The following is a 19,648-nucleotide window of genomic DNA, read 5'->3' on the forward strand; positions in this document are numbered from 1 at the left end:
TCCTACTCACCTCCCGAACTTGTTGTTGACGTTGTTGTTTCTGTTGTGGGTGTTCCGCCAGACTGAGCGTCTTCTTTCTTTTTGACCGCTTTAGTGTTGGCGTCGTCAATTTGTTTGCGGTAATTCTCGACGGTGCTATGTGCTTCATCCTCGTTCTTAACGCGAATTCCTTCGGCTAGTGAGTCTTGAACTGCGTCAGGCAAATCTTTTATTTCAATAGACGTAGTCTCAACAAGCGAAGACATGTTTATGCCGGCGATTGTTGTAGGAATACCTCGATAAACGCCAACGGTAGTTCCGTTAATACCTAAGTACCACTCGCTACTTACAAACAGGAAGAACACGGCAACAGTGGCAGCAAAGAGTGCAAGAAACGAGATAAACGTTGCAATGACGCCACGGGTAAGGTGACGTCTGGTTTGATCGGCTATGCCGTCGTCTAAGACGTCAATGACAATAACGGTAATGTTGTCTGAGCCGCCATAGGTAAGAGCTGCGGAAACAAGGTTATCGGCAGCCTTTTGTGGCGTGACGTTAGAGACAGCAATGGCTTCAATTTCATCGTCGGGCACCATGCCAGAAAGGCCATCGGAGCATAAGATGATGCGGTCGCCATCAGATACTTCAAGCGAGAAATGATCTGCATACATGTCTGGATCAGAGCCAAGAGCTCGTGTAACTACCGAGCGAGAAGGGTGCGTGCGAGCCTCATCAGCGGTAATCTGACCAGAATCAATGAGTTCCTCAACGTAGCTGTGGTCATGAGTAATGCGGACCAGCGTGCCATGATGGAGCAGGTAAATACGAGAGTCACCAACATGAGCAACGGCCATCTGATTGCCCTCAATGAGGACGGCAGAGGCAGTGGAGCCCATGCCAGGTTTGCCAATACCCTTTGCAGGAGCATCAATAACTTCCTGGTTAGCGGCCTCAATTGCAGCGCCAAGACGGACATCGTCAGCGGTACTTGGTGCCTGTTCGGCAATAACCTTAACAGCAATGGAGCTTGCTACCTCACCGGCGGCGTGACCTCCCATACCATCACAGATGGCAAAAAGGGGAGTGCGCAAAAGGAACGAGTCTTCGTTGTGCTCGCGAACTAATCCCACGTCAGAGCGGGCGCCCCAAGAAATAAAGGTGTTAGAACCTGAAACTGCTTCTGCGTCGCCTCGACCATCAAGTGGCAGCTCGCAACGACCAGGAGCGCTGACGGGCTCTTGTGCAGGTGTATCAGAAATATGTGTTGTATCAGAAGAAACCATGAGCCTCTTATCGACGTCCAACACGCATAATCACATCGCCGACCTGGACTTCGTCTGTGTCGCGAAGCGTAACAGGCTGTTCGATGATGTGACCATTAACCATAGTTCCGTTTGTGGAACCAAGGTCTTCAAGCACCAGAGCGGGTCCCTGGATGGTAAAGCGGGCGTGTGAAGCGGAAACGTAAGGTTCGTCAATCACAATGTCAGACGAAGGAGAACGTCCAATAACAACGGGTCCCAAGATATCTACGTGCAGACCACGTAAGGACTTGACGCCCTTCTCGACATCAACGGACCAAATAGCTCCGTCTTTGCGCTGACCGCGGACAAGACCAATGCCCGTGCGCATGACTGAGAACAGGAAGATGTACAGCAGGACAACAAGCAGAACGCGTCCTGCAAAGAGAATTAGATCAATCATTAGTTCTCCCGGAACTGAAGGTCCATAAGACCAATGGTAATGAGGTCTCCGTCGCGCAGAATTACCTCATCTACGTCGATATCGTTGACAAGCGTTCCGTTAGTGGAGTGCAAATCAGCAATATGCCAATCGTGACCATCATAGGTCATCTCGGCGTGACGTCTTGAAACGTTAGGATCGCGCAAAACAACGTCTGCCTGAGAGCGCTCGCGACCAATAATGGCACGAGGAGCCTCAACGCGATACGAACGACCGCTCTGGCGATCAATTAAAATGCAGGTAGCGTCCATGTTTGCGCGTGGCGTGCCTTGCAGATTGCGAGAAGAACGACCACCCGCGCCGTTTAATTGGGCATCAAGGGAAGGCGTGATACGACGCTGAGTCATAGGAACAGGAGCTGCTGTTGGGATTGCTCCGTTTACAGGCAGGTCTGGAAGCCCGTTTGAGCTAGGAAGAACAGGCATAGGAGTGGACTCAGCTGCGGAAACAACAGGAATTGCGCCTTGAGCCTCAACAAAGTCTGGTGGCATTACTGCAAGACCGGCGTCTGTACCAGCAAGATCTCCCAAAACCTCTGGCGTTGCATTATCTGCAGAAACGGGGCGAACTACAGACAGAGGATCTGGCTCTGGCTGTGGTTCTGGCTGAACAGCAGCGTGGGAATTGTGCTGCTGAGGCATTTGAGCTGCAGCTCCTCCAACACTGGAGTTTCCACCCAAGAAAGCACGCTCTTCATTGCGTAGCTGGTCAAGCGTATTGCCGTCAACGTTTTCTGCAAAGACAGCAAATTTTCCAGGCTTCAGAGAAGGGTCAACCATAAAACGAACAAGCGGCTGACCAACAAATACATAATCTTTTTGCTGAGCCTGAGCAGCCACGAAGTCAGAAACCTCTGCAGTTAGATCAGCATAAAGAGGACGCATCAGTGAATCGTCTTGAGGAGCAACTAAAACGGTATACAGGGCAGGCGCAGTGTCTACGCCATCAATCTCATACGTCTCACGTTCCATCTCTTTAGCTGCGCGTTTGGCAAGCTTCTTAAAAGAGAAAGGCTCTGCGTATCCCTGAGGTGCGGCACCAAAGACCGAACCAATACGGTTTTCAAAGTCACTAAGAAAGCTCATCTAATTCCTCGCCTTCCTGATCCGCGTCAAGTGGACCTATCAGGACAATTGCAATACATACAAGTACACATAAGAATACCGTAATTAGTACCGAAACTATACTTTCAACTACCCAAAAATTGGGATTCTCCATCCAAGCTGCCCATATAAAGCCACTTGAAAGCAATGCGGCACAAATAATTTGTCCAAAAACCATCCACCCACGGCGTCTTTTCTGGCTTATAAGCGAGCCTAAAAGAGCAGATAGGGCGCATGCCCCAAAGCGAATCCAAAAAGGAAGCCCTGAGGCCAGTGAGGTGTAGTCATACGCAAGAGGAGTTGCCGCAAAGCCTAAAGATATGCCTCTAGCAAATAAAGTTCCAAAAAGATAGCTAAAGGCTCCTGTTAAAACTGCAGGTAGTGGACGCATAGTAGCGGAGACAAGTGCTGGTGCTGAAACAGGAGTAGGTAATAAAGCTCCTAATAAGCAGTTGATGCTGCTGAATTTTGAGACCCTTCCCGCAAACGCCCACCAGATAACGCTTACCAAGGTTACAAGCGTTGCAAACGGGAATGAAGTGCTGGTAGGGCTAATGCTTGCCAGAGCATATACCGCGCATGCAATGACAAGCGCAGAGCCCAACGGAGTCCAAAGAGCAGCTGCCGCAGCTCCTACAAGAGAGCCCACCACAATAAACGTGAGCGATTCTGGAGCAATAAGCTGGAACAACTGGGCGAGAAGAATACCGGCGACCAGGGCTGATACGCCACGCACGGCAGCCGAGGGCAGCCAGGGGAAGCGGATTGAGAGCGGAAGATGCTTGACGTCCCAGGTCTCGGTTTCCTCTTCTTCTGACTGTTCCACCAGGGATTTGAGGCTTTTCTCGCCCTGCTTTTCGCTGCCAAGAGGAGTCACAATTTCTTGCGCAAACTCCAAGACGCTTCCTTGTCTCATCGACGGCTCAGGGGAAAGCGCCTGAGTCAAGGCGGTATCTACAGCAAAGGGAACCTCGGGATCTTGTTTGAGTAGAGGAATTTTTGGACCCTTGTAGATGTGATCAAGAGACTCTTTAGCCGTTCTGCCCGCAAATACATTGACGCCCGTTAGCGCCTGCCTCAAAACAACAGCAAGCGAGAAAATATCAGCGCGCTCATCAACAAGCATGCCTTCAACCTGTTCAGGAGGCATGTAGCCTACCGTACCTCCGCGAGCGCCGCCATAACCAGCAGCTGAAGCAAGTGTTGCCATACCAAAGTCGGCAAGTTTTACCGTACCCTGGCGGTCAATCATGATATTTGTTGGCTTGATATCCAGATGGAGTACGCCGTTTTCATGGGCATATTGAAGCGCTTTTGCAAGTGAAGACACCATGTGAGCAGCTTCGGCATAGGTGAGGTAACCGCCTTCAACACGAGCCAAGAGCTCCGATAAATTAAGCCCATCAACAAACTCCATGACCAGGTAAGCGTAATCGCCTTCAATCTCAAAGTCATGAACAGTCACAATGTTGGGATGAGCCAATAAGCAGGCAGTTCTTGCCTCAGAAAGAGCCTCGTCAACAGTTGAAGCAAACACTCCGGTAGTTTCGGAAGCTCCCAACAGTGGCATACGCTTAATGGCTACGCGTCTCTGCAAACGAGTATCCCAGCAGGTACAAACGGTGCCAAAGCCTCCGTTACCCCTGCGAGCAAGAACGCGATATCGGTCCAGCAAAATTTCTGGCTCAGCCGCAGGTGATGCATGCTGAGCAGAAGGTGAATGTAGATATGCAGTCTGCGTGGTCTGTGACCGCGAGTCACTCACGGCAACCTCCTGTGTTTAAAATGTGTTTGTCGGCCGTGACTGTCTATATTCTACCGCTGAAAAGAATTTTCTTATATATCTATTGTTTTTCCATTAGAAGAAAACAAAATGTTGTAGTATTATTCCCTAGCACGCGGGTGTGGCGGAATTGGCAGACGCGTACGGTTCAGGTCCGTATGAACGCAAGTTCATGGGGGTTCAAGTCCCTTCGCCCGCACCATTTACATTTAAAAAAGCCCCTTCACGGGGCTTTTTTGTTACCTATTTGTTATCTGATTCAAAATCAGACCAACCCTCTTGGTCGTCGCCAAAGAGATCCCAGTCGTCTTCAGTCTTTTTATGGTTGAAATACATCTTTTTAGTTTTGCGCTCCAGCACAAAGGAAATGACCAAAAAGAGCAGAATTCCACCAAGTACGAGGAACAACACACCGGTCTTATCGCCAAAAAGCCAGCCGACAAATGAGTTAATTGCGTCCATAATCTAGCTCCAGAACATGTGAAGGGTTAAGAATCTGAATACAAGTATATACTTGGTAAGCTATAAGAAAAAATGCACTGCTAAAAAGTGTTGATTCAAGGAGAAGCTGCATGCTTGATATCAAATTTGTGCGCGAGAATCCTGACCTCGTAGATAAGTCTTGCGAGTCCAGGCAAAACGCCCATTGGGATCGCGAGAAATTCTTTGAGCTTGACGAGGAGCGCAGAAGCGTAATTGCCGAGGTTGAGTCTCTTCAGGCAGAGCGTAACGCTGTTTCTAAGCAGATTGGCCTTCTTATGCGTGAGGGCAAGAAGGAAGAGGCTGAGGCAGCTAAAGAGCAGGTAGCAGCTAACAAAGATCGCATCGCAGAGCTTGATCAGCGCCGCGGAGAGGTTGAGGAAGAGCTCACTGCCCTTGTTGCAGCTATTCCAAACATTCCTGACGCATCCGTTCCTTATGGCAAGGATGACTCCGATAACCCTGAGGTTCGCAAGTGGGGAGAGCCAACTCAGTTTGATTTTGAGCCAAAGGCGCACTGGGATCTTGGACCCGAGCTGGGCATGATTGATTTTGACCGTGGCGTAAAGCTTGCAGGAACTCGCTTCTATCTTCTTGGCGGCATGGGCGCTCGCATGGAGCGTGCACTTATCAACTTCATGATTGATACACATAACCAGGCAGGCTTCAAAGAGTGGTGGCCACCAGTTATCACAAATCAGGACTCTCTGTTTGGCACTGGTCAGCTCCCTAAGTTTGAAGAGGATCTCTATCACGTACAGCCTGACCTCTACCTCATTCCAACTGCTGAGGTCCAGCTCACAAACATCCATCGTGACGAGATTCTGGACGCATCTCAGCTCCCTCTGCTCTATACCGCATTCACCCCATGCTTCCGCGAGGAGGCAGGTTCAGCTGGTCGAGACACCCGTGGCATCATCCGTGTTCACCAGTTTGACAAGGTAGAGATGGTCAAGTTTGCAAAGCCTGAAGACTCCATGAATCAGCTTGAGTCCATGGTTCAGGAAGCCGAGAAGATCCTCCAGCTTCTGGGTCTTCCTTATCACGTGGTTACTCTCTGCACTGGTGACATTGGCTTCTCTGCATGCAAGTGCTATGACATCGAAGTTTGGCTCCCAAGCTATAACGCATACAAGGAGATTTCTTCTTGCTCTAACTGCTGGGATTTCCAGGCTCGTCGTGCAAATATCCGCTATAAGGATCCAGCAGAGTTCAAGGGCACCCGTCTAGTTCACACGCTTAACGGCTCCGGTCTGGCAGTTGGCCGTACCATGGCTGCAATTATGGAGAATTATCAGAACGCAGATGGCTCCGTTACCGTACCCGAGGCGCTCCGTCCTTATATGGGTGGCATCGAGGTTATTCGACCAGAATAGTTTCTCTTTTTAATCAAAATTGATTCAATCTCTGAAATGGTCTTCTAGTGAATTGTGAAGACCATTTCTTTTACTGATTTATAGAACATATGTTCTATAAATTTGCTATACTGAGATCAGTAAAGGAAGAAAGAGGTGGCTATGAAAGGTCTGGTAGAGGTACAGAAAGAAATTGTATTAAGGCAGTTCGTTCAGGGTAGTGCGGCAAAAATTGGATTCGGCCACAAGGAGTTTTATTCAGAGATCCATATTGCATCAGAGCAACTTGCAACTTTAAGAAAGTGGATTTCAGACCAAGGTAGAGTGGGTTTAAAAGATTTAAGTCCACAAGAGTATCTGGAGGTCATCATGGCGGAAACATGCATGGCTGAGGTTATGGATGAGCTTGATGAAGCCGGAATTTCTTATCAGTATTTGTATGCAAATTCTTCCGGTGAAGTAGCTTTAAGACCAGGTAGATAATAAAAAAGAGCTCCCGAAGGAGCTCCTAAGTTCAAGTGGTGCGGCGTATAGGATTCGAACCTATGACGCCCTGATTCGTAGTCAGGTCCTCTATCCAGCTGAGGTAACGCCGCGTGCAAGTAGATAGAATGCCATTTTCCAGTTGAAAATGCAAGACTAATCTTAGAAAAAGTTCTTCTTGGTAAGAAAAAAGCTCGTTGCAGAGATGCAACGAGCAGAAAATTCTGGCGGAGAGCTGGGGATTCGAACCCCAGATGGGCTTGGGGCCCATACTCGCTTAGCAGGCGAGCACCTTCGGCCTCTCGGTCAGCTCTCCAAAATGGGTGCTTGAGAATGATACCCCGAACTGGCGTCACTCACAATAAGACATTTTACAAAACATGTGAAAAATGCTCAACAACCACGTTTTTTCGGTGAGCGCGAAGTACATCCCATGAAAAGCGATTGGCAACTTGTACTGCAGAAAGAGGCTCTTCTTTTTCTGCAAGACCTATGCAATACGCTAGAAAGCCAAGAATTTCTTCTGGTGTTTTTCCTTGGTCTCTCAGAACACCAAGGTCTAGATCGTGATTGCGTTTAGAAAGTCTCCTGCCATCTGGCGCAACAAGTAGCGGGAGGTGAGCATAGATGGGATGAGAAAGACCAAGCACGTCTTGTAAATAAAGCTGTCGAGGAGTAGACGAGAGAAGGTCTGATCCTCTAACTACTTCAGTTATGCCCATGTCAGCATCGTCAACTACTACAGCAAGCTGATATGCAAAGACTTCGTCCGCACGCTGGACAATAAAGTCTCCACATGATTCAGCAAGGTTTTGTGATGTTTGACCATAGACCTTGTCTTCAAACGCGTAGGTCTTATTAGGAACTCGTATGCGAGTTGCTGGGATTTTATGTTTAGAAAGCTCTTCACGCTCGGATTTGCTCAGGTCGCGGCAGGTTCCCGCATAGACATATGCACCATCGCTGGCATGAGGGGCTTGTGCAGCGTGTAAGTCTGCTCGGGAACAAAAGCAAGGATACAAAAGTTTCTGTTGTTTCAATTTCAATAGAGCGTCCTGATAGAGCTCCGCACGCTTGCTTTGGTAATACGGACCTTTGTCCCAAGTTAGTCCCAACCACTGTAAATCATCAAGGAGGAGGGAGGTGTATTGAGGATTATGAGCACGAATATCCAGGTCTTCGATGCGAAGAATAAAGCTGCCATTTTGGGAGCGAACGCTGGCCCAAGCCATAAGCGCTGAGAAAACGTTGCCTAGGTGCATCCTTCCAGAAGGTGTGGGCGCAAATCTTCCAACGCAAGAACTCATTCTTAGAGATCTCCTGCATAGATATAGGCAAATCCAAAGTCTTGTCCGTTCGCTTTAACCGGAGCTTCATCTTTACAGACAAGACCCTTGTGTTGATAGAAGCTAATGTCGCAGTCATCATCTGTTGCAAGGAAGTAATGCTTAGCTCCTTGCTCTTTCATAAAGTCCAGAACGTAGGAGAAGAGCATGCCTCCAATACCTTGGCTCTTTATAGCGGGGTTAACGCAGAACAGAGTAATTTCCCATTTGGCATCGTTAGTGTTTGTGTTCCAATAATCATGAACAAGATGAGATTCGACATCACCAAAGATCTCGTAGTCCTTAAAGCGAGCTTCACTCAATAGTTTCTTAGCTTTTGCTGTTGTTTCGTTTTCTAACTTCTGCCATTTTTCAAAATCTGCTGGAGTTTCTCCGTTTGAGCAGAAAATAAGACCAAGTATTTGACCATCTTGCTTTGCTACAAAGCGATGAGTAGAAACGCCAAGAAAATAGGCGATATCAATAGTTGCAAGTGAGCGACTTTCATCTTTTGATTCATCGCCATCCAAGTACCAGACACGTTCAACGATTGATATAAGTTCTGATAAGTCAGTATCTTCGAAGGGGACTATGATTGGAGTATCGGCAGACATATGAAATAGTTCCTTTCAGGTGTTTTACAGCGGAAGATTATAGAATAGTTTCAAGTTTGTTTACATCTAGTACGTAGTGTTTCGCAGCTGATAGGCTGTAAGTGTTTCTGATAGCAAGTGTCGAACACAAAGGAGCGGCAATGGCTGAAGCCCCTATCAAACGTGCGCTAATTTCGGTAACAGACAAAACAGGTATTGTTGAATTTGCACAAACGCTTACTAAAGAGTTTGGCGTTGAGGTAATTTCAACAGGCGGAACCGCAAAAATCCTCGAAGAGGCTGGTGTGCCTGTAGTTCCTATTGAGTCTTATACCGGATTTCCAGAGATGATGGACGGCCGCGTTAAGACGCTGCATCCTCGTGTTCATGGTGGTCTTTTGTGCCGTAGAGATAATCCCGGTCATGTTGCAGACGCAGAGAATAATGGTATTGGCATGATTGACCTGGTCTGCGTTAATCTCTATGAGTTTGAGAAGACTGTAGCTGATCCATCAGTAACTCTTAAAAATGCAATTGAGCATATCGATATCGGTGGGCCTTCAATGCTCCGCTCTGCTGCAAAGAATAATGATTTTGTTACGGTTGTTGTTGATCCGGCAGATTATGGTCGTGTTCTTGATGAGATGCGTGTCCATGACGGTGCAACAACAAGGGCTTCTCGCCAGCAGCTGGCTTTGAAGGTATTTAAGACAACGGCTGCATACGATGGTGCTATTGCCGCATACCTTTCTGGTGTTGTTGAATCAGAGCAAAGTAAATTCCCAGAGACTTTGCTGGTAAAGGCAACAAAAGAACAAGATCTTCGTTACGGAGAAAATCCTCAGCAGTCCGCAGCGTTTTATAAGATGCCTGGAGCTCCCGCACACTCTCTGGCAAACGCTCAGCAACTTCAGGGTAAGCCCTTGTCTTACAACAATTTGCTTGATACTGATGCAGCCTGGGCTGCTGTTCGTGAGTTTGATGACCCATCAGTCATCATTTTGAAGCACCAGAATCCTTGTGGATCCGCTACGGCAGAAAATGTTGTTGAGGCATACGATCGAGCATTTGCTTGCGATCCAGTCTCTGCGTTTGGTGGAATTATTGCAGTTAATAGAGAGGTTCCTCTGGAGTTTGTTGAGCACTTTGCAGACATCAATAAGCAGTTTGTTGAGGTTCTTATTGCACCAAGCTTTACAGAAGAGGCTCTTGAACGCCTGTCAAAGAGAACAAATCTTCGCGTATTGGCTACGGGCGGAATCGATAGAAGCCGCGAGCTTGAGATGAGAACTGTTGACGGAGGTCTTTTAGTACAAGACCTTGACCACGCAGACGAGGCTGCAGATAGCTTTGAGGTTGTTACTAAGCGCCAGCCAACTCCAGAAGAGCTGAATGATTTGGTATTTGCTTGGAAAGTTTGCAAGACCGTTAAGTCAAATGCAATTTTGGTTGCAAAAGATCAGGCTGGAATTGGCATGGGACCAGGTCAGCCAAACCGTGTTGACGCTGCTCTTCTCGCGTGTGAGCGTGCAGAGGCAGCTTGTGAGCGCATGGGAATTGATTCAAAGAATCTTGTGGCAGCATCTGATGCTTTCTTCCCATTCCGAGATAACGTTGACACCTTGGCGGCCCATGGCGTAACAGCCATTATTCAGCCAGGCGGATCAGTCAGAGATGATGAGTCTATTGCTGCTTGTGATGAATACGGCATTGCAATGGTGTTTACAGGCAAGCGTCACTTTAGGCACTAATCTGCTAATTCGGGATTAGCAGTTCATTTTAAAAAAAGTTGGGGGAGGACACTGTGGACCAGGAAGAGTTAGAAGCAGCTCAGAAGTTTGAGCTTGATAATCTAGAACTTGTTTGTCGTTGGAGATTATCTGGAGGTGTCCTCCCTCTTGATAACAGGCACTTACGTGCGCTGAGCAAGCGAGTTGTTGCGCAAAAAGAGGTTTCTCCGCACTTGATTGCTTGGGCTAAGCAGCATATTGAGGGAACGCTTAAAGAAGGGTCACAAGAGTTTCCAGATGGCGTTCTTATGATTTTGCTTGAGAGCAATGGACAGGCCGCTATGACTGTCGGACCTTACCAGTCTTTGGAAGAGCATTCTGTTCTGTCTCTTGCGGGACGTGCAAGAATTTCACAGCGAGAAGAGCAGCAAACTCATTGTGCACCAGAGGTGCTTTGGCTGGTAAAAGACGGAAAGCTTATTGCGGGTGTCTCGGAAGAAAGCGTTCGATCGGGAGTCACAAGTTTAGTGTTAGACCTGGCACAGACTCTTCATGAGCCAACAGAGTTTAATCCTGACGTTATTGCCCAGGTATTTGATGGAACCGCCGAATTTGATGAAGCTTTCCTTACTTCAGATGAACATGGAATCGTATGTGCTTCTGACGCTCAAGGCGAGATAGGAGAGCGTTTCTTATTTGGTTACAAGAAACTTTGTGAAATCAAAGCTGCTAAGTAATCAGATAAGTACGATATTTAAGGCTCGTCCAGCAAAGGGTACGCAACGCACGATAAAGTTGTCGCACGTTGAGCGCCTACGTAAAAATCTGTCTGTTTTTCAGACAGATGGCTGCTTGTGTACTTGAATATTTTGTCGATTTACAAAAAACTTGCACTTTAGTGTTATGTTTATTTTGTAATTCCGCAGGTAGAAATTCCTACCTGAAAATAGGTATTTGTCAGCTTGTATTTCTGATTTGTTTCATTGTTTTTTTGCGCAATAATAAAAGCATTATGCGACCGCTGCCGGCCGAACTATGAAACATGTTTCCATAGTCACCCAGGGTCTACAGCTTTATTTTGGATCGCACAGACGCATACTGTGAGAAATCACAGATTAGGCAAGGAGAGGAAATGGCAAGAAAGTTTAAGTCCATGGACGGTAACAACGCCGCGGCTTACGTGTCGTATGCGTTTACCGAGGTAGCTGGTATTTACCCAATTACCCCATCAAGTCCAATGGCAGACTATGTTGACCAGTGGTCCGCCCAGGGTGTAAAGAACATCTTTGGTACAACCGTTAGGGTTGTCGAGATGCAGTCCGAGGCTGGCGCAGCTGGTGCTGTTCACGGTTCTCTTGGTTCAGGTGCTCTGACCACTACTTACACCGCTTCTCAGGGCCTCTTGCTCATGCTTCCAAACATGTACAAGATTGCCGGCGAGCAGCTCCCTGGTGTTTTCCACGTCAGCGCACGTACCGTTGCAACCCATGCACTGAATATCTTTGGCGATCACTCTGACGTTATGTCCGCTCGCCAGACTGGCTTTGCACTTCTCGCAGAAGGCAACGTCCAGGAGGTTATGGATCTGGCTCCTGTTGCTCACCTTGCAGCAATCAAGGGCAAGGTTCCATTTGTTAACTTCTTTGACGGCTTCCGTACTTCTCACGAGATTCAGAAGGTTGCTGTTTGGGATTATGCTGACCTGGCTGAGATGTGTGATATGGACGCTGTCCAGGCATTCCGCGATCACGCACTGAACCCAGAGCATCCATCAAGCCGTGGTTCCCACGAGAACGGCGATATCTTCTTCCAGCACCGCGAGGCATGCAACGAGGTTTACAACCAGCTGCCTGCAGTTGTTGAAGACTACATGAACCAGATTAACGCTAAGCTTGGTACCGACTACGGTCTGTTCAATTACTACGGCGCAGAAGACGCTGACCGCGTTGTTATCTGCATGGGTTCCTTCTGCGATACCCTCGAAGAGGTTATCGATTATCTGAACGCTCATGGCGAGAAGGTCGGTCTGGTTAAGGTCCGCCTCTATCGTCCATTCTCTGTAAAGCACTTTGTTGACGTTCTTCCTGAGTCCGTCAAGAAGATTGCTGTTCTCGACCGCACCAAGGAGCCAGGTTCCGTTGGTGAGCCTCTCTACGAAGACGTTGTTTCTTCCCTCTATGAGGCTGGTCGTACAGGCATTAAGGTTGTTGGTGGTCGTTACGGCCTTGGTTCTAAGGACACCCCACCATCATCTGCATTCGCAATCTTTGAGGAGCTCAAGAAGGATGCTCCTCAGCGTGAGTTCACCGTTGGTATTGTCGATGACGTTACTAATCTGTCTCTCCCAGAGGATCCTGAGGCTCCTAACACTGCAGCTGAGGGCACCATTGAGTGCAAGTTCTGGGGTATTGGCGGCGACGGTACCGTTGGTGCTAACAAGAACTCCATTAAGATTATTGGTGACCACACCGATAAATATGTTCAGGCATACTTCCAGTATGACTCCAAGAAGACCGGCGGTATCACCATCAGCCACCTGCGCTTCGGTGATCACAAGATCCGTTCTCCTTACTATGTCACCAAGGCAGACTTTGTTGCATGCCACGTTCCTGCATACATCATCAAGGGCTACAAGATGGTCCGCGACGTTAAGCCTGGCGGTACCTTCCTGGTTAACTGCCAGTGGGATGCAGAGGAGTTTGCACACCACCTGCCAGCAGAGGCAAAGCGCTACATTGCTAAGAACAACATCAACGTTTATCTGATCAATGCAATTGACCTTGCCAAGGAAATTGGTATGGGCAAGCGCACCAACACCATTCTTCAGTCCGCATTCTTTGCTCTTGCAAAGGTTCTCCCAGAGGCAGACGCACTTCAGTACATGAAGGATGCTGCAACTCACTCTTACCTGAAGAAGGGCCAGAACATTGTCGATATGAACCACAAGGCAATCGACGCTGGCGCTACTGCATTTACTAAGATTGAGATTCCTGCTGATTGGGCTACCGCAGAGGATGCTCCAAGCACAATCACTCTTGAGGGCCGTGAGGCTCTGCTCAAGCAGGTCCGCGACATCATGACTCCAGTCTCTCGTATGGAGGGTGACGCACTTCCTGTTTCTGCATTTAAGAACCACGTTGATGGACAGTTTGAGCTTGGTGCTGCTGCTTACGAGAAGCGCGGCATTGCTGTTGTTGTTCCTGAGTGGAACGTCGAGAAGTGCATCCAGTGTAACCAGTGCGCTTATGTCTGCCCACACGCAGTCATTCGTCCATTCGTCCTCACCGACGAAGAGGTTGCTGCTGCACCAGCACAGTCTCAGTTCAAGGATGCCGTTGGTCCTAAGGCTAAGGGCTACAAGTTTGAGATTGCAGTTTCTCAGCTCGACTGCACCGGTTGCTCCAACTGCGTCTACATCTGCCCTGCAGATGCTCTGACCATGAAGCCAATCGAGGAGCAGGAGTCCAAGCAGGAGATCTTTGACTACGCAGTCAATCACGTCTCCGAGAAGACCGAGCTTGTCGCTAACAACGTCAAGGCATCTCAGTTCAAGAAGCCTCTTCTTGAGTTCTCCGGTTCCTGCGCAGGCTGCGCTGAGACCAGCTACGGCCGCCTGGTCACTCAGCTCTTTGGCGATCGTATGTTTATCTCCAACGCAACTGGTTGCTCCTCAATTTGGGGTAACCCAGCTTCCTGCTCACCATTTACTACCGATGCAAATGGTCACGGCCCAGCATGGAACAACTCCCTCTTTGAGGACAATGCAGAGCATGGTATGGGTCTGATGCTTGGTCACCAGGCACAGCAGAAGCGTCTCCTGGAGCTTGCTCAGCAGCTTGTCGATGAGGACGGTGCATCTCAGGACCTCAAGGATGCTGCTAAGGCATGGATTGAGTCCGTTAACGACGCAGCTCTCTCCAAGGAAGCTTCTAAGACTTTCGTAGTTGAGCTTGCTAAGTCTGATCTTCCAGCAGCTAAGGAAATCCTTGCTAACAAGAGCTTCCTCACCAAGAAGTCCTTCTGGATCTTCGGTGGCGACGGTTGGGCATACGACATCGGCTTCGGTGGCCTTGACCACGTTCTTGCTTCTGGCGAGGATATCAACGTCTTTGTCTTCGATACTGAGGTTTACTCCAACACTGGTGGTCAGTCTTCTAAGGCTTCCCGTCTTGGCCAGGTTGCACAGTTCGCAGCAGCTGGTAAGGACATCAAGCAGAAGAACCTTGCTGAGATTGCAATGACCTATGGTTACGTCTATGTTGCTCAGGTTTCCATGGGCGCAAACCTCCAGCAGACTCTCAAGGCAATTGCTGAGGCAGAGGCTTATCCAGGACCATCCCTCATCATCGGTTACTCCCCATGTGAGATGCACTCCATCAAGGGCGGCATGGCTCACGCACAGGAGGAGATGAAGAAGGCAGTCGAGACTGGCTACTGGAACCTCTATCGCTTCAACCCATCTGCACCAGCAGGTAAGAAGTTCACGCTTGACTCCAAGGCACCTAAGGGTGGCTACCAGGAGTTCCTGATGAACGAGGCTCGTTACAGCCGACTCACCCGCGAGTTCCCAGAGCACGCAGAGAAGCTCTTCAAGGAGAACGAGGAAGCCGCAATGGCTCGCTACGATCACCTTGTCCGCCTCTCCGAGCTTTACGCTGCAGAGAAGAAGGAGCAGCCTGAGGAGTAAGGTAACTTACTTTCACGTAGCTTCAGCCGAGCCAGGACATCCTGGCTCGGCTTTTTTATGCGACATTTTTGGCGAGAAGCCCTGTGTTCTTCAAGCCCTTCTCGCGAGGTGATAAACTAGAGAGACTTTGCTCACGATGGGAGTTACTGTGGCACAAAAAAAGAGCAGACTATTTCCTGTAGCTTTTCTCGCTGCTAAAGCAACACTTGCAGCACTTAAATTGACTAACCATGAAGGCGGAACACTGCCAGGCTTTATCGCTGAAGGCATTGATCCTGCATTTTTGGGAGACATTGCTAAGCCAGAGCAGATTGTCTTTATTACCGGCACAAACGGCAAGACAACCACCAACAACCTGCTCAACGATCTTCTCGCCGATAATGGCTACCAGACCGTTACCAACCGCGTTGGCGGCAATATTTCCAGTGGCTTTGCAAGCTCGTTTGCAAAGAACGCCACGTGGAAGGGTACGTCAAAGACTAAGCTTGCAGTTATGGAGTTTGACGAGCTCTCTGGACCTCGCATTTTCCCTTACCTGCAGCCTGATATTTTGTCTGTTACCAATTTGTTCCGCGATACATTTTCTCGTAGCGCAACACCAGACTACGTGTTTGACGTTATGGATAAGGGCATTCCTGCTTCAACTCATCTGATTTTGAACGCAGATGACATGATTAGCTGCAGACTTGCTCCTCAGTGCACTCATCGTACGTATTACTCCATCGCAAGGCTGGCAGAAGACACCGCAGAGCCAGTGGGCATTGTTTCAGATCTTACCGCCTGCCCCAAATGCGGTGGCAAGCTCAAGTGGGATTATGCACACCTTAGGCATCTTGGCCACGCAACCTGTGAGGAGTGCGGCTATACCAACCCAACTCCTGATTATGAGGTCATTTCAGTAGAGCCAGAGACTGGCAAGTTTGTGGTCAAGGAGCACTGCCACGAGGGTGCACCAACATATGAGTACAAGCTCAACAGCTACTCTATCGTCAACCTCTATAACCTGTTTGTGGCCATTGTAACCGCGCGTGAGATGGGTCTTGCGCCTGCAACTATCGCTGCATCTTTGCAACGCGTCAACATTGCTTCCTCCAGGTATAACGAGATTGACTACAACGGTCGTCGTCTTATTAGCATGGCTTCTAAGGGTGAGAATGACACGGCAACCTCAGTCACCATCGATATCCTTCGCAAACAGCCAGGTGATAAGGCAATTATCATCATGATTGCTGATGCGTACATGGCAAAAGCAAAAGACCAGACAGAGTATATTGGCTGGTACTACCAGACAGACTTTGAGTTCTTACAAGATCCAAGCGTTAAACAGGTCATTATTTATGGCGACACTTCACTTGACCTGCAGCTTAGGCTCAGACTTGCGGGTATTGATCCAGCTAAAACCTTTGTGGCAAGCTCTCCTGAAGAGACCGCTGACTTGGTTGACCTTAACGCTTGCCAGCACGTTTTCTATGCACACGGCCTCTATAACGGTGGCATTGCTGATATCAGCAGAAACCGTATCATTGAGCGCTTGAAACAGATGGAGGCCTCCCATGAGTAATCCAGCAACTAAGATTGAGATTCTTTACCCAGAGTACGGTAACCAGGGTGGAGACAACGGAAATGCTCTCTACCTGGAGGCCTGCCTTCCAAAAGAGAACTTTGTGTACACCTCTCACGCCGCAACGCCTTACTTTGTTGAAAACACGCCATCAGCAATCATCATGGGTGGCATGACAGAAGCCCAGCAAGAGCTTATTATTTCTCGCCTTATGCCTTACAAGGACAGGCTTGCAGAGCTGGCTGATCAGGGCGTTCCTATGCTGTTTGCGGGCAACGCTTCAGAGCTTTTTGGCGAGAAAATCGTTAATCCTGACGGCTCTGAAATTGAGGCTCTGGGCCTCTTCAAGTTTACGACTACTCGCTATATGCCCCAGCGCTTCCATGATGTTCAGGTGGGTGAGTTTGATCCTGGCAATGGCAAAGAGCCTTTTGTTGTCGTTGGCTTTAAGATGCAGTTCACACTCACCGAGGGAGATAACTCTAACTGCTACTTCCTTAAAAATAAGGTAGGTTTTGGCATCAATAAGGAAAGCAAACTAGAAGGCTTCCGTCGTAAGAATGCTATTGCCACCTGGCTGATTGGTCCTCTGCTTCCTTTGAATCCTTATCTCACGCGTTGGATTTTGGATATGGCGGGCGAGGAAAACACTCCTCTTGCCTTTGAGGAAGAGGCTATTGCCGCATATCAAAAGCATGCTCGTGAGATGGTCTATCCAGGAATGCACCTGCATTACTAAATGTATGTCTGCGCTGCTCATTTGCTCATATATGCGTTTCGTCGTATCATGAACTAAATTTTTAGAGTTAACAAGGGGATTGTTTTGCCACAGGTTTCTTCAGCTTATGCAACAAAACAGCGCGCTCAGCGCCTTGCACGTATTGGTATTATTGCTGCCCTTTATGCAGCACTTACGCTTGCAGCTCTTCTTTTCTTGGGCGGTCTTGCTTGGGGTCCTGTGCAGTTCCGCATCTCTGAGGCGGTTGTGGTTATTGCACTCTTTACCGCTGACGCAATCCCAGGACTAACGCTTGGTTGCGTTATTGCTAACCTTGCAAATATGGTTATTTCTGGCACAGGCGCCCTGGGATTGTTAGACGTAGTCTTCGGCTCCTTGGCAACTGCTCTTGGTGCATGGTTTACCTGGAAGAACAGGAAAAATGTACCACTTGCACTCCTGGGACCAGTGCTTGCAAATGCAGTTATTGTGTCTGCATATCTTCCTATTTTGCTTCAGGGATTGGGATTCTACACAATTCCATTTACCACCATTGAACTTGATGGATCGTATCCTCTTATGTTCTTGTTTGGTTTTATCACCACAGGACTCGGAGAGGCTGTTGTTCTCTATGTACTAGGAGCTCCTTTGGCTCGTGCGCTTAAGCATTCTCCTTTGCCGCAGCAGCTGGCTTCTGAGGATTCTGCTGCAGAATCAGTCGAGAACTAGACAACCATGCAAAGACTTGCTCAGTACATACATAGATCAACCAAGATAGTCCTGATTATTCTTGCCTGTGTATTGCTGGGCTTGCTTTCCTGGAGCGTCATGGCAGACAACCTATTTGCCGCTCTTGTTGCAGGCGGAGGACTTGCCACGGTCATTGTTCTTGGTGGCACTACCCAGCCTGGTAATGAGCACGCCAGGTCTCAAGCAACAGAGCGCACCCTTGAGGTTGCCTCTAAGACGCTCAAGACCTTACGCGGAGGCTTGTCGCAAGAAACAGCGCCAACTATCTGCACACTATTGCTTCCAGAAACTTCTGCAGCTGCTATTTCCATCACGGATACAGAGTACGTGCTGGGCTTTGAGGGAGACATTGCAACCTCGCATATGCCTGGTTCAAAAGTGGTTGGCCCTGCAACTGAGGTTCTGGAAAGTGGCCGCATGGAGACGTTTGTCTCGGTAGATAGTCGTCAGCAGGTACTACAAAGGCGTGGCGGCTTTGGCAATGGTGGCAGTTCCTTTGGCATCATTGTTCCGTTGATTGTTCAGGATCGCACAGTTGGCACTATCAAGCTCTACTATCGTCGTGGCATTGAAATTGATCGTACGCAGTTGGCAATTGCTGAGGGACTGGGCGAGCTTCTCTCCACGCAGCTTTCCTCGTATGAGCTTGATCGCCAGGCAGAGTTAACTGCTCGGGCCGAGGTCAAAGCCTTGCAGGCACAGATTAATCCACATTTCTTGTTCAACACGCTCAACACCATTGCATCTCTTACGCGTACAAACCCCAATAAGGCGCGAGACCTGCTTCGCGAGTTCTCTGTGTTTTATCGCCGTACGCTTGAGAGCTCTCAAGGTGCGCTTATTCCGCTTTCTCAGGAATTGACACAAACGCGCAGGTATTTGACAATTGAGAAGGCTCGTTTTGGAGAAGAACGTATTCAAGAGTCTGAGCATGTCGATGAGGGATGCGAAGATATTCAGGTACCGTCTTTTTTGATTCAGCCTATTGTCGAGAATGCCGTGAGGCACGCTATGAAAGATGAAGGCGCCCTCCATATTGACATCCACGTCACACGCGATGATGATGATATTCTTATATCTGTTGCTGATGATGGTCTTGGAATGGATGAAGAGACTGTTTCTCGCTTACTTAATGGTCAAGGTCCTACCCCGCAGGATTCTTCGGGGAGAAATAGGGGCACGGGTATTGCCATTAAGAACGTAGCTGAGCGAGTTGAGCGCTTCTACGCCGTTGGCTCTGGCATGGAAATCATGTCTAAACCAGGGCAGGGTACGTGCGTGACACTCAAGCTTGCAGGTGCGGCACTGCAGGCAACAGCATAGTAGTATCGGTTTTTGCTTAACGCTGCGTTAGGCCG

Annotated in this window: 16 protein-coding genes and 3 tRNA genes; 10 read left to right on the top strand and 9 right to left on the bottom strand. The window is 48.6% G+C overall.

Features of this window, described 5'->3' with window-relative positions; genetic code table 11:
• Positions 1 to 2: 2 nt before the first annotated feature.
• Genes ACO5GU_RS05595 through ACO5GU_RS05610 form a run of 4 tightly spaced genes read right to left on the bottom strand, consistent with a single transcriptional unit; the run spans position 3 to position 4,590 of the window.
• Positions 3 to 1,262 (bottom strand): Stp1/IreP family PP2C-type Ser/Thr phosphatase, encoded by a 1,260-nt coding sequence (locus ACO5GU_RS05595; RefSeq protein WP_484930389.1) that lies wholly within the window; start codon positions 1,260 to 1,262, stop codon positions 3 to 5.
• 7 nt (positions 1,263 to 1,269) lie between these two features.
• On the bottom strand, positions 1,270 to 1,683 hold the full coding sequence (locus ACO5GU_RS05600) for an FHA domain-containing protein (protein WP_012809422.1): 414 nt from the start codon (positions 1,681 to 1,683) through the stop codon (positions 1,270 to 1,272).
• Positions 1,683 to 2,807: an FHA domain-containing protein gene (locus ACO5GU_RS05605; RefSeq protein ID WP_484896511.1), complete on the bottom strand. Its 1,125-nt coding sequence runs from the start codon at positions 2,805 to 2,807 to the stop codon at positions 1,683 to 1,685. Before ACO5GU_RS05605 ends, ACO5GU_RS05600 begins: the two co-directional genes overlap by 1 nt.
• Positions 2,794 to 4,590: a bifunctional serine/threonine protein kinase/MFS transporter gene (locus ACO5GU_RS05610; RefSeq protein WP_484930390.1), complete on the bottom strand. Its 1,797-nt coding sequence runs from the start codon at positions 4,588 to 4,590 to the stop codon at positions 2,794 to 2,796. Before ACO5GU_RS05610 ends, ACO5GU_RS05605 begins: the two co-directional genes overlap by 14 nt.
• Before the next feature lie 133 nt (positions 4,591 to 4,723).
• On the opposite strand from ACO5GU_RS05610, the gene ACO5GU_RS05615 reads away from it, so the two are divergent.
• A tRNA-Leu gene (locus ACO5GU_RS05615) sits at positions 4,724 to 4,810 on the top strand.
• Positions 4,811 to 4,851: 41 nt separating this feature from the next.
• Here the strand turns inward: ACO5GU_RS05615 and ACO5GU_RS05620 are convergent.
• Positions 4,852 to 5,070 carry a DUF6724 family protein gene (locus ACO5GU_RS05620; protein WP_035436565.1) on the bottom strand — a complete coding sequence of 73 codons (219 nt, stop codon included), beginning with the start codon at positions 5,068 to 5,070 and terminating at the stop codon, positions 4,852 to 4,854.
• A 110-nt stretch (positions 5,071 to 5,180) separates the two neighbouring features.
• Between ACO5GU_RS05620 and serS the strand changes: the two genes are divergently transcribed.
• Positions 5,181 to 6,464, top strand: a complete 1,284-nt coding sequence (gene serS, locus ACO5GU_RS05625) for a serine--tRNA ligase (RefSeq protein WP_035427179.1) — start codon at positions 5,181 to 5,183, stop codon at positions 6,462 to 6,464.
• 141 nt (positions 6,465 to 6,605) lie between these two features.
• Positions 6,606 to 6,926, top strand: coding sequence for a hypothetical protein (locus tag ACO5GU_RS05630; protein WP_314006671.1), 321 nt, complete (start codon positions 6,606 to 6,608; stop codon positions 6,924 to 6,926).
• Positions 6,927 to 6,962: 36 nt separating this feature from the next.
• On the opposite strand, the gene ACO5GU_RS05635 is transcribed toward ACO5GU_RS05630, so the two are convergent.
• The 4 genes from ACO5GU_RS05635 to ACO5GU_RS05650 all read right to left on the bottom strand — a co-directional run bounded on the left by ACO5GU_RS05635 (position 6,963) and on the right by ACO5GU_RS05650 (position 8,865).
• Positions 6,963 to 7,039, bottom strand: a tRNA-Arg gene (locus tag ACO5GU_RS05635).
• A gap of 112 nt (positions 7,040 to 7,151) precedes the next feature.
• Positions 7,152 to 7,242, bottom strand: a tRNA-Ser gene (locus ACO5GU_RS05640).
• Positions 7,243 to 7,297: 55 nt separating this feature from the next.
• Complete coding sequence (gene gluQRS / locus ACO5GU_RS05645) at positions 7,298 to 8,233, bottom strand: tRNA glutamyl-Q(34) synthetase GluQRS (RefSeq protein WP_484880960.1); 936 nt, start codon at positions 8,231 to 8,233, stop codon at positions 7,298 to 7,300.
• A 2-nt stretch (positions 8,234 to 8,235) separates the two neighbouring features.
• Positions 8,236 to 8,865, bottom strand: coding sequence for a GNAT family N-acetyltransferase (locus ACO5GU_RS05650; protein WP_484930391.1), 630 nt, complete (start codon positions 8,863 to 8,865; stop codon positions 8,236 to 8,238).
• Positions 8,866 to 9,005: 140 nt separating this feature from the next.
• On the opposite strand from ACO5GU_RS05650, the gene purH reads away from it, so the two are divergent.
• From purH to ACO5GU_RS05685, 7 genes are all read left to right on the top strand, one after another.
• A complete protein-coding gene (gene purH, locus ACO5GU_RS05655) occupies positions 9,006 to 10,595 on the top strand; it encodes a bifunctional phosphoribosylaminoimidazolecarboxamide formyltransferase/IMP cyclohydrolase (RefSeq protein ID WP_484930392.1) in 1,590 nt (529 codons plus the stop codon).
• Between the two features lie 53 nt (positions 10,596 to 10,648).
• Entirely contained in the window at positions 10,649 to 11,311 is a 663-nt protein-coding gene (locus ACO5GU_RS05660) for a hypothetical protein (protein ID WP_484930393.1), read from the top strand.
• A 395-nt stretch (positions 11,312 to 11,706) separates the two neighbouring features.
• Complete coding sequence (gene nifJ / locus ACO5GU_RS05665) at positions 11,707 to 15,261, top strand: pyruvate:ferredoxin (flavodoxin) oxidoreductase (protein ID WP_484930394.1); 3,555 nt, start codon at positions 11,707 to 11,709, stop codon at positions 15,259 to 15,261.
• 148 nt (positions 15,262 to 15,409) lie between these two features.
• A complete protein-coding gene (locus tag ACO5GU_RS05670; RefSeq protein ID WP_084054987.1) occupies positions 15,410 to 16,822 on the top strand; it encodes a MurT ligase domain-containing protein in 1,413 nt (470 codons plus the stop codon).
• Positions 16,815 to 17,561 carry a glutamine amidotransferase gene (locus ACO5GU_RS05675; protein WP_484930395.1) on the top strand — a complete coding sequence of 249 codons (747 nt, stop codon included), beginning with the start codon at positions 16,815 to 16,817 and terminating at the stop codon, positions 17,559 to 17,561. The genes ACO5GU_RS05670 and ACO5GU_RS05675 overlap by 8 nt, the downstream gene beginning before the upstream one ends.
• Positions 17,562 to 17,645: 84 nt before the next feature.
• Positions 17,646 to 18,269 carry a QueT transporter family protein gene (locus ACO5GU_RS05680; protein ID WP_484805071.1) on the top strand — a complete coding sequence of 208 codons (624 nt, stop codon included), beginning with the start codon at positions 17,646 to 17,648 and terminating at the stop codon, positions 18,267 to 18,269.
• 6 nt (positions 18,270 to 18,275) lie between these two features.
• The gene (locus ACO5GU_RS05685; protein WP_475003443.1) at positions 18,276 to 19,613 is read left to right on the top strand and encodes a GAF domain-containing sensor histidine kinase; all 1,338 of its coding nucleotides are present in this window, start codon (positions 18,276 to 18,278) and stop codon (positions 19,611 to 19,613) included.
• Positions 19,614 to 19,648 lie beyond the last annotated feature (35 nt).

It is taken from the genome of Lancefieldella sp. (assembly GCF_057237245.1).

What these genes read in the sequence shown, in the direction of transcription:
- ACO5GU_RS05675 (WP_484930395.1), top strand. Translation starts at nt 16,815, where the DNA reads ATGAGTAATCCAGCAACTAAGATTGAGATTCTTTACCCAGAGTACGGT.
- gluQRS (WP_484880960.1), bottom strand. Translation starts at nt 8,233, where the DNA reads ATGAGTTCTTGCGTTGGAAGATTTGCGCCCACACCTTCTGGAAGGATG.
- ACO5GU_RS05685 (WP_475003443.1), top strand. Translation starts at nt 18,276, where the DNA reads ATGCAAAGACTTGCTCAGTACATACATAGATCAACCAAGATAGTCCTG.
- ACO5GU_RS05630 (WP_314006671.1), top strand. Translation starts at nt 6,606, where the DNA reads ATGAAAGGTCTGGTAGAGGTACAGAAAGAAATTGTATTAAGGCAGTTC.
- ACO5GU_RS05605 (WP_484896511.1), bottom strand. Translation starts at nt 2,807, where the DNA reads ATGAGCTTTCTTAGTGACTTTGAAAACCGTATTGGTTCGGTCTTTGGT.
- ACO5GU_RS05620 (WP_035436565.1), bottom strand. Translation starts at nt 5,070, where the DNA reads ATGGACGCAATTAACTCATTTGTCGGCTGGCTTTTTGGCGATAAGACC.
- nifJ (WP_484930394.1), top strand. Translation starts at nt 11,707, where the DNA reads ATGGCAAGAAAGTTTAAGTCCATGGACGGTAACAACGCCGCGGCTTAC.
- purH (WP_484930392.1), top strand. Translation starts at nt 9,006, where the DNA reads ATGGCTGAAGCCCCTATCAAACGTGCGCTAATTTCGGTAACAGACAAA.
- ACO5GU_RS05595 (WP_484930389.1), bottom strand. Translation starts at nt 1,262, where the DNA reads ATGGTTTCTTCTGATACAACACATATTTCTGATACACCTGCACAAGAG.
- ACO5GU_RS05650 (WP_484930391.1), bottom strand. Translation starts at nt 8,865, where the DNA reads ATGTCTGCCGATACTCCAATCATAGTCCCCTTCGAAGATACTGACTTA.
- serS (WP_035427179.1), top strand. Translation starts at nt 5,181, where the DNA reads ATGCTTGATATCAAATTTGTGCGCGAGAATCCTGACCTCGTAGATAAG.
- ACO5GU_RS05600 (WP_012809422.1), bottom strand. Translation starts at nt 1,683, where the DNA reads ATGATTGATCTAATTCTCTTTGCAGGACGCGTTCTGCTTGTTGTCCTG.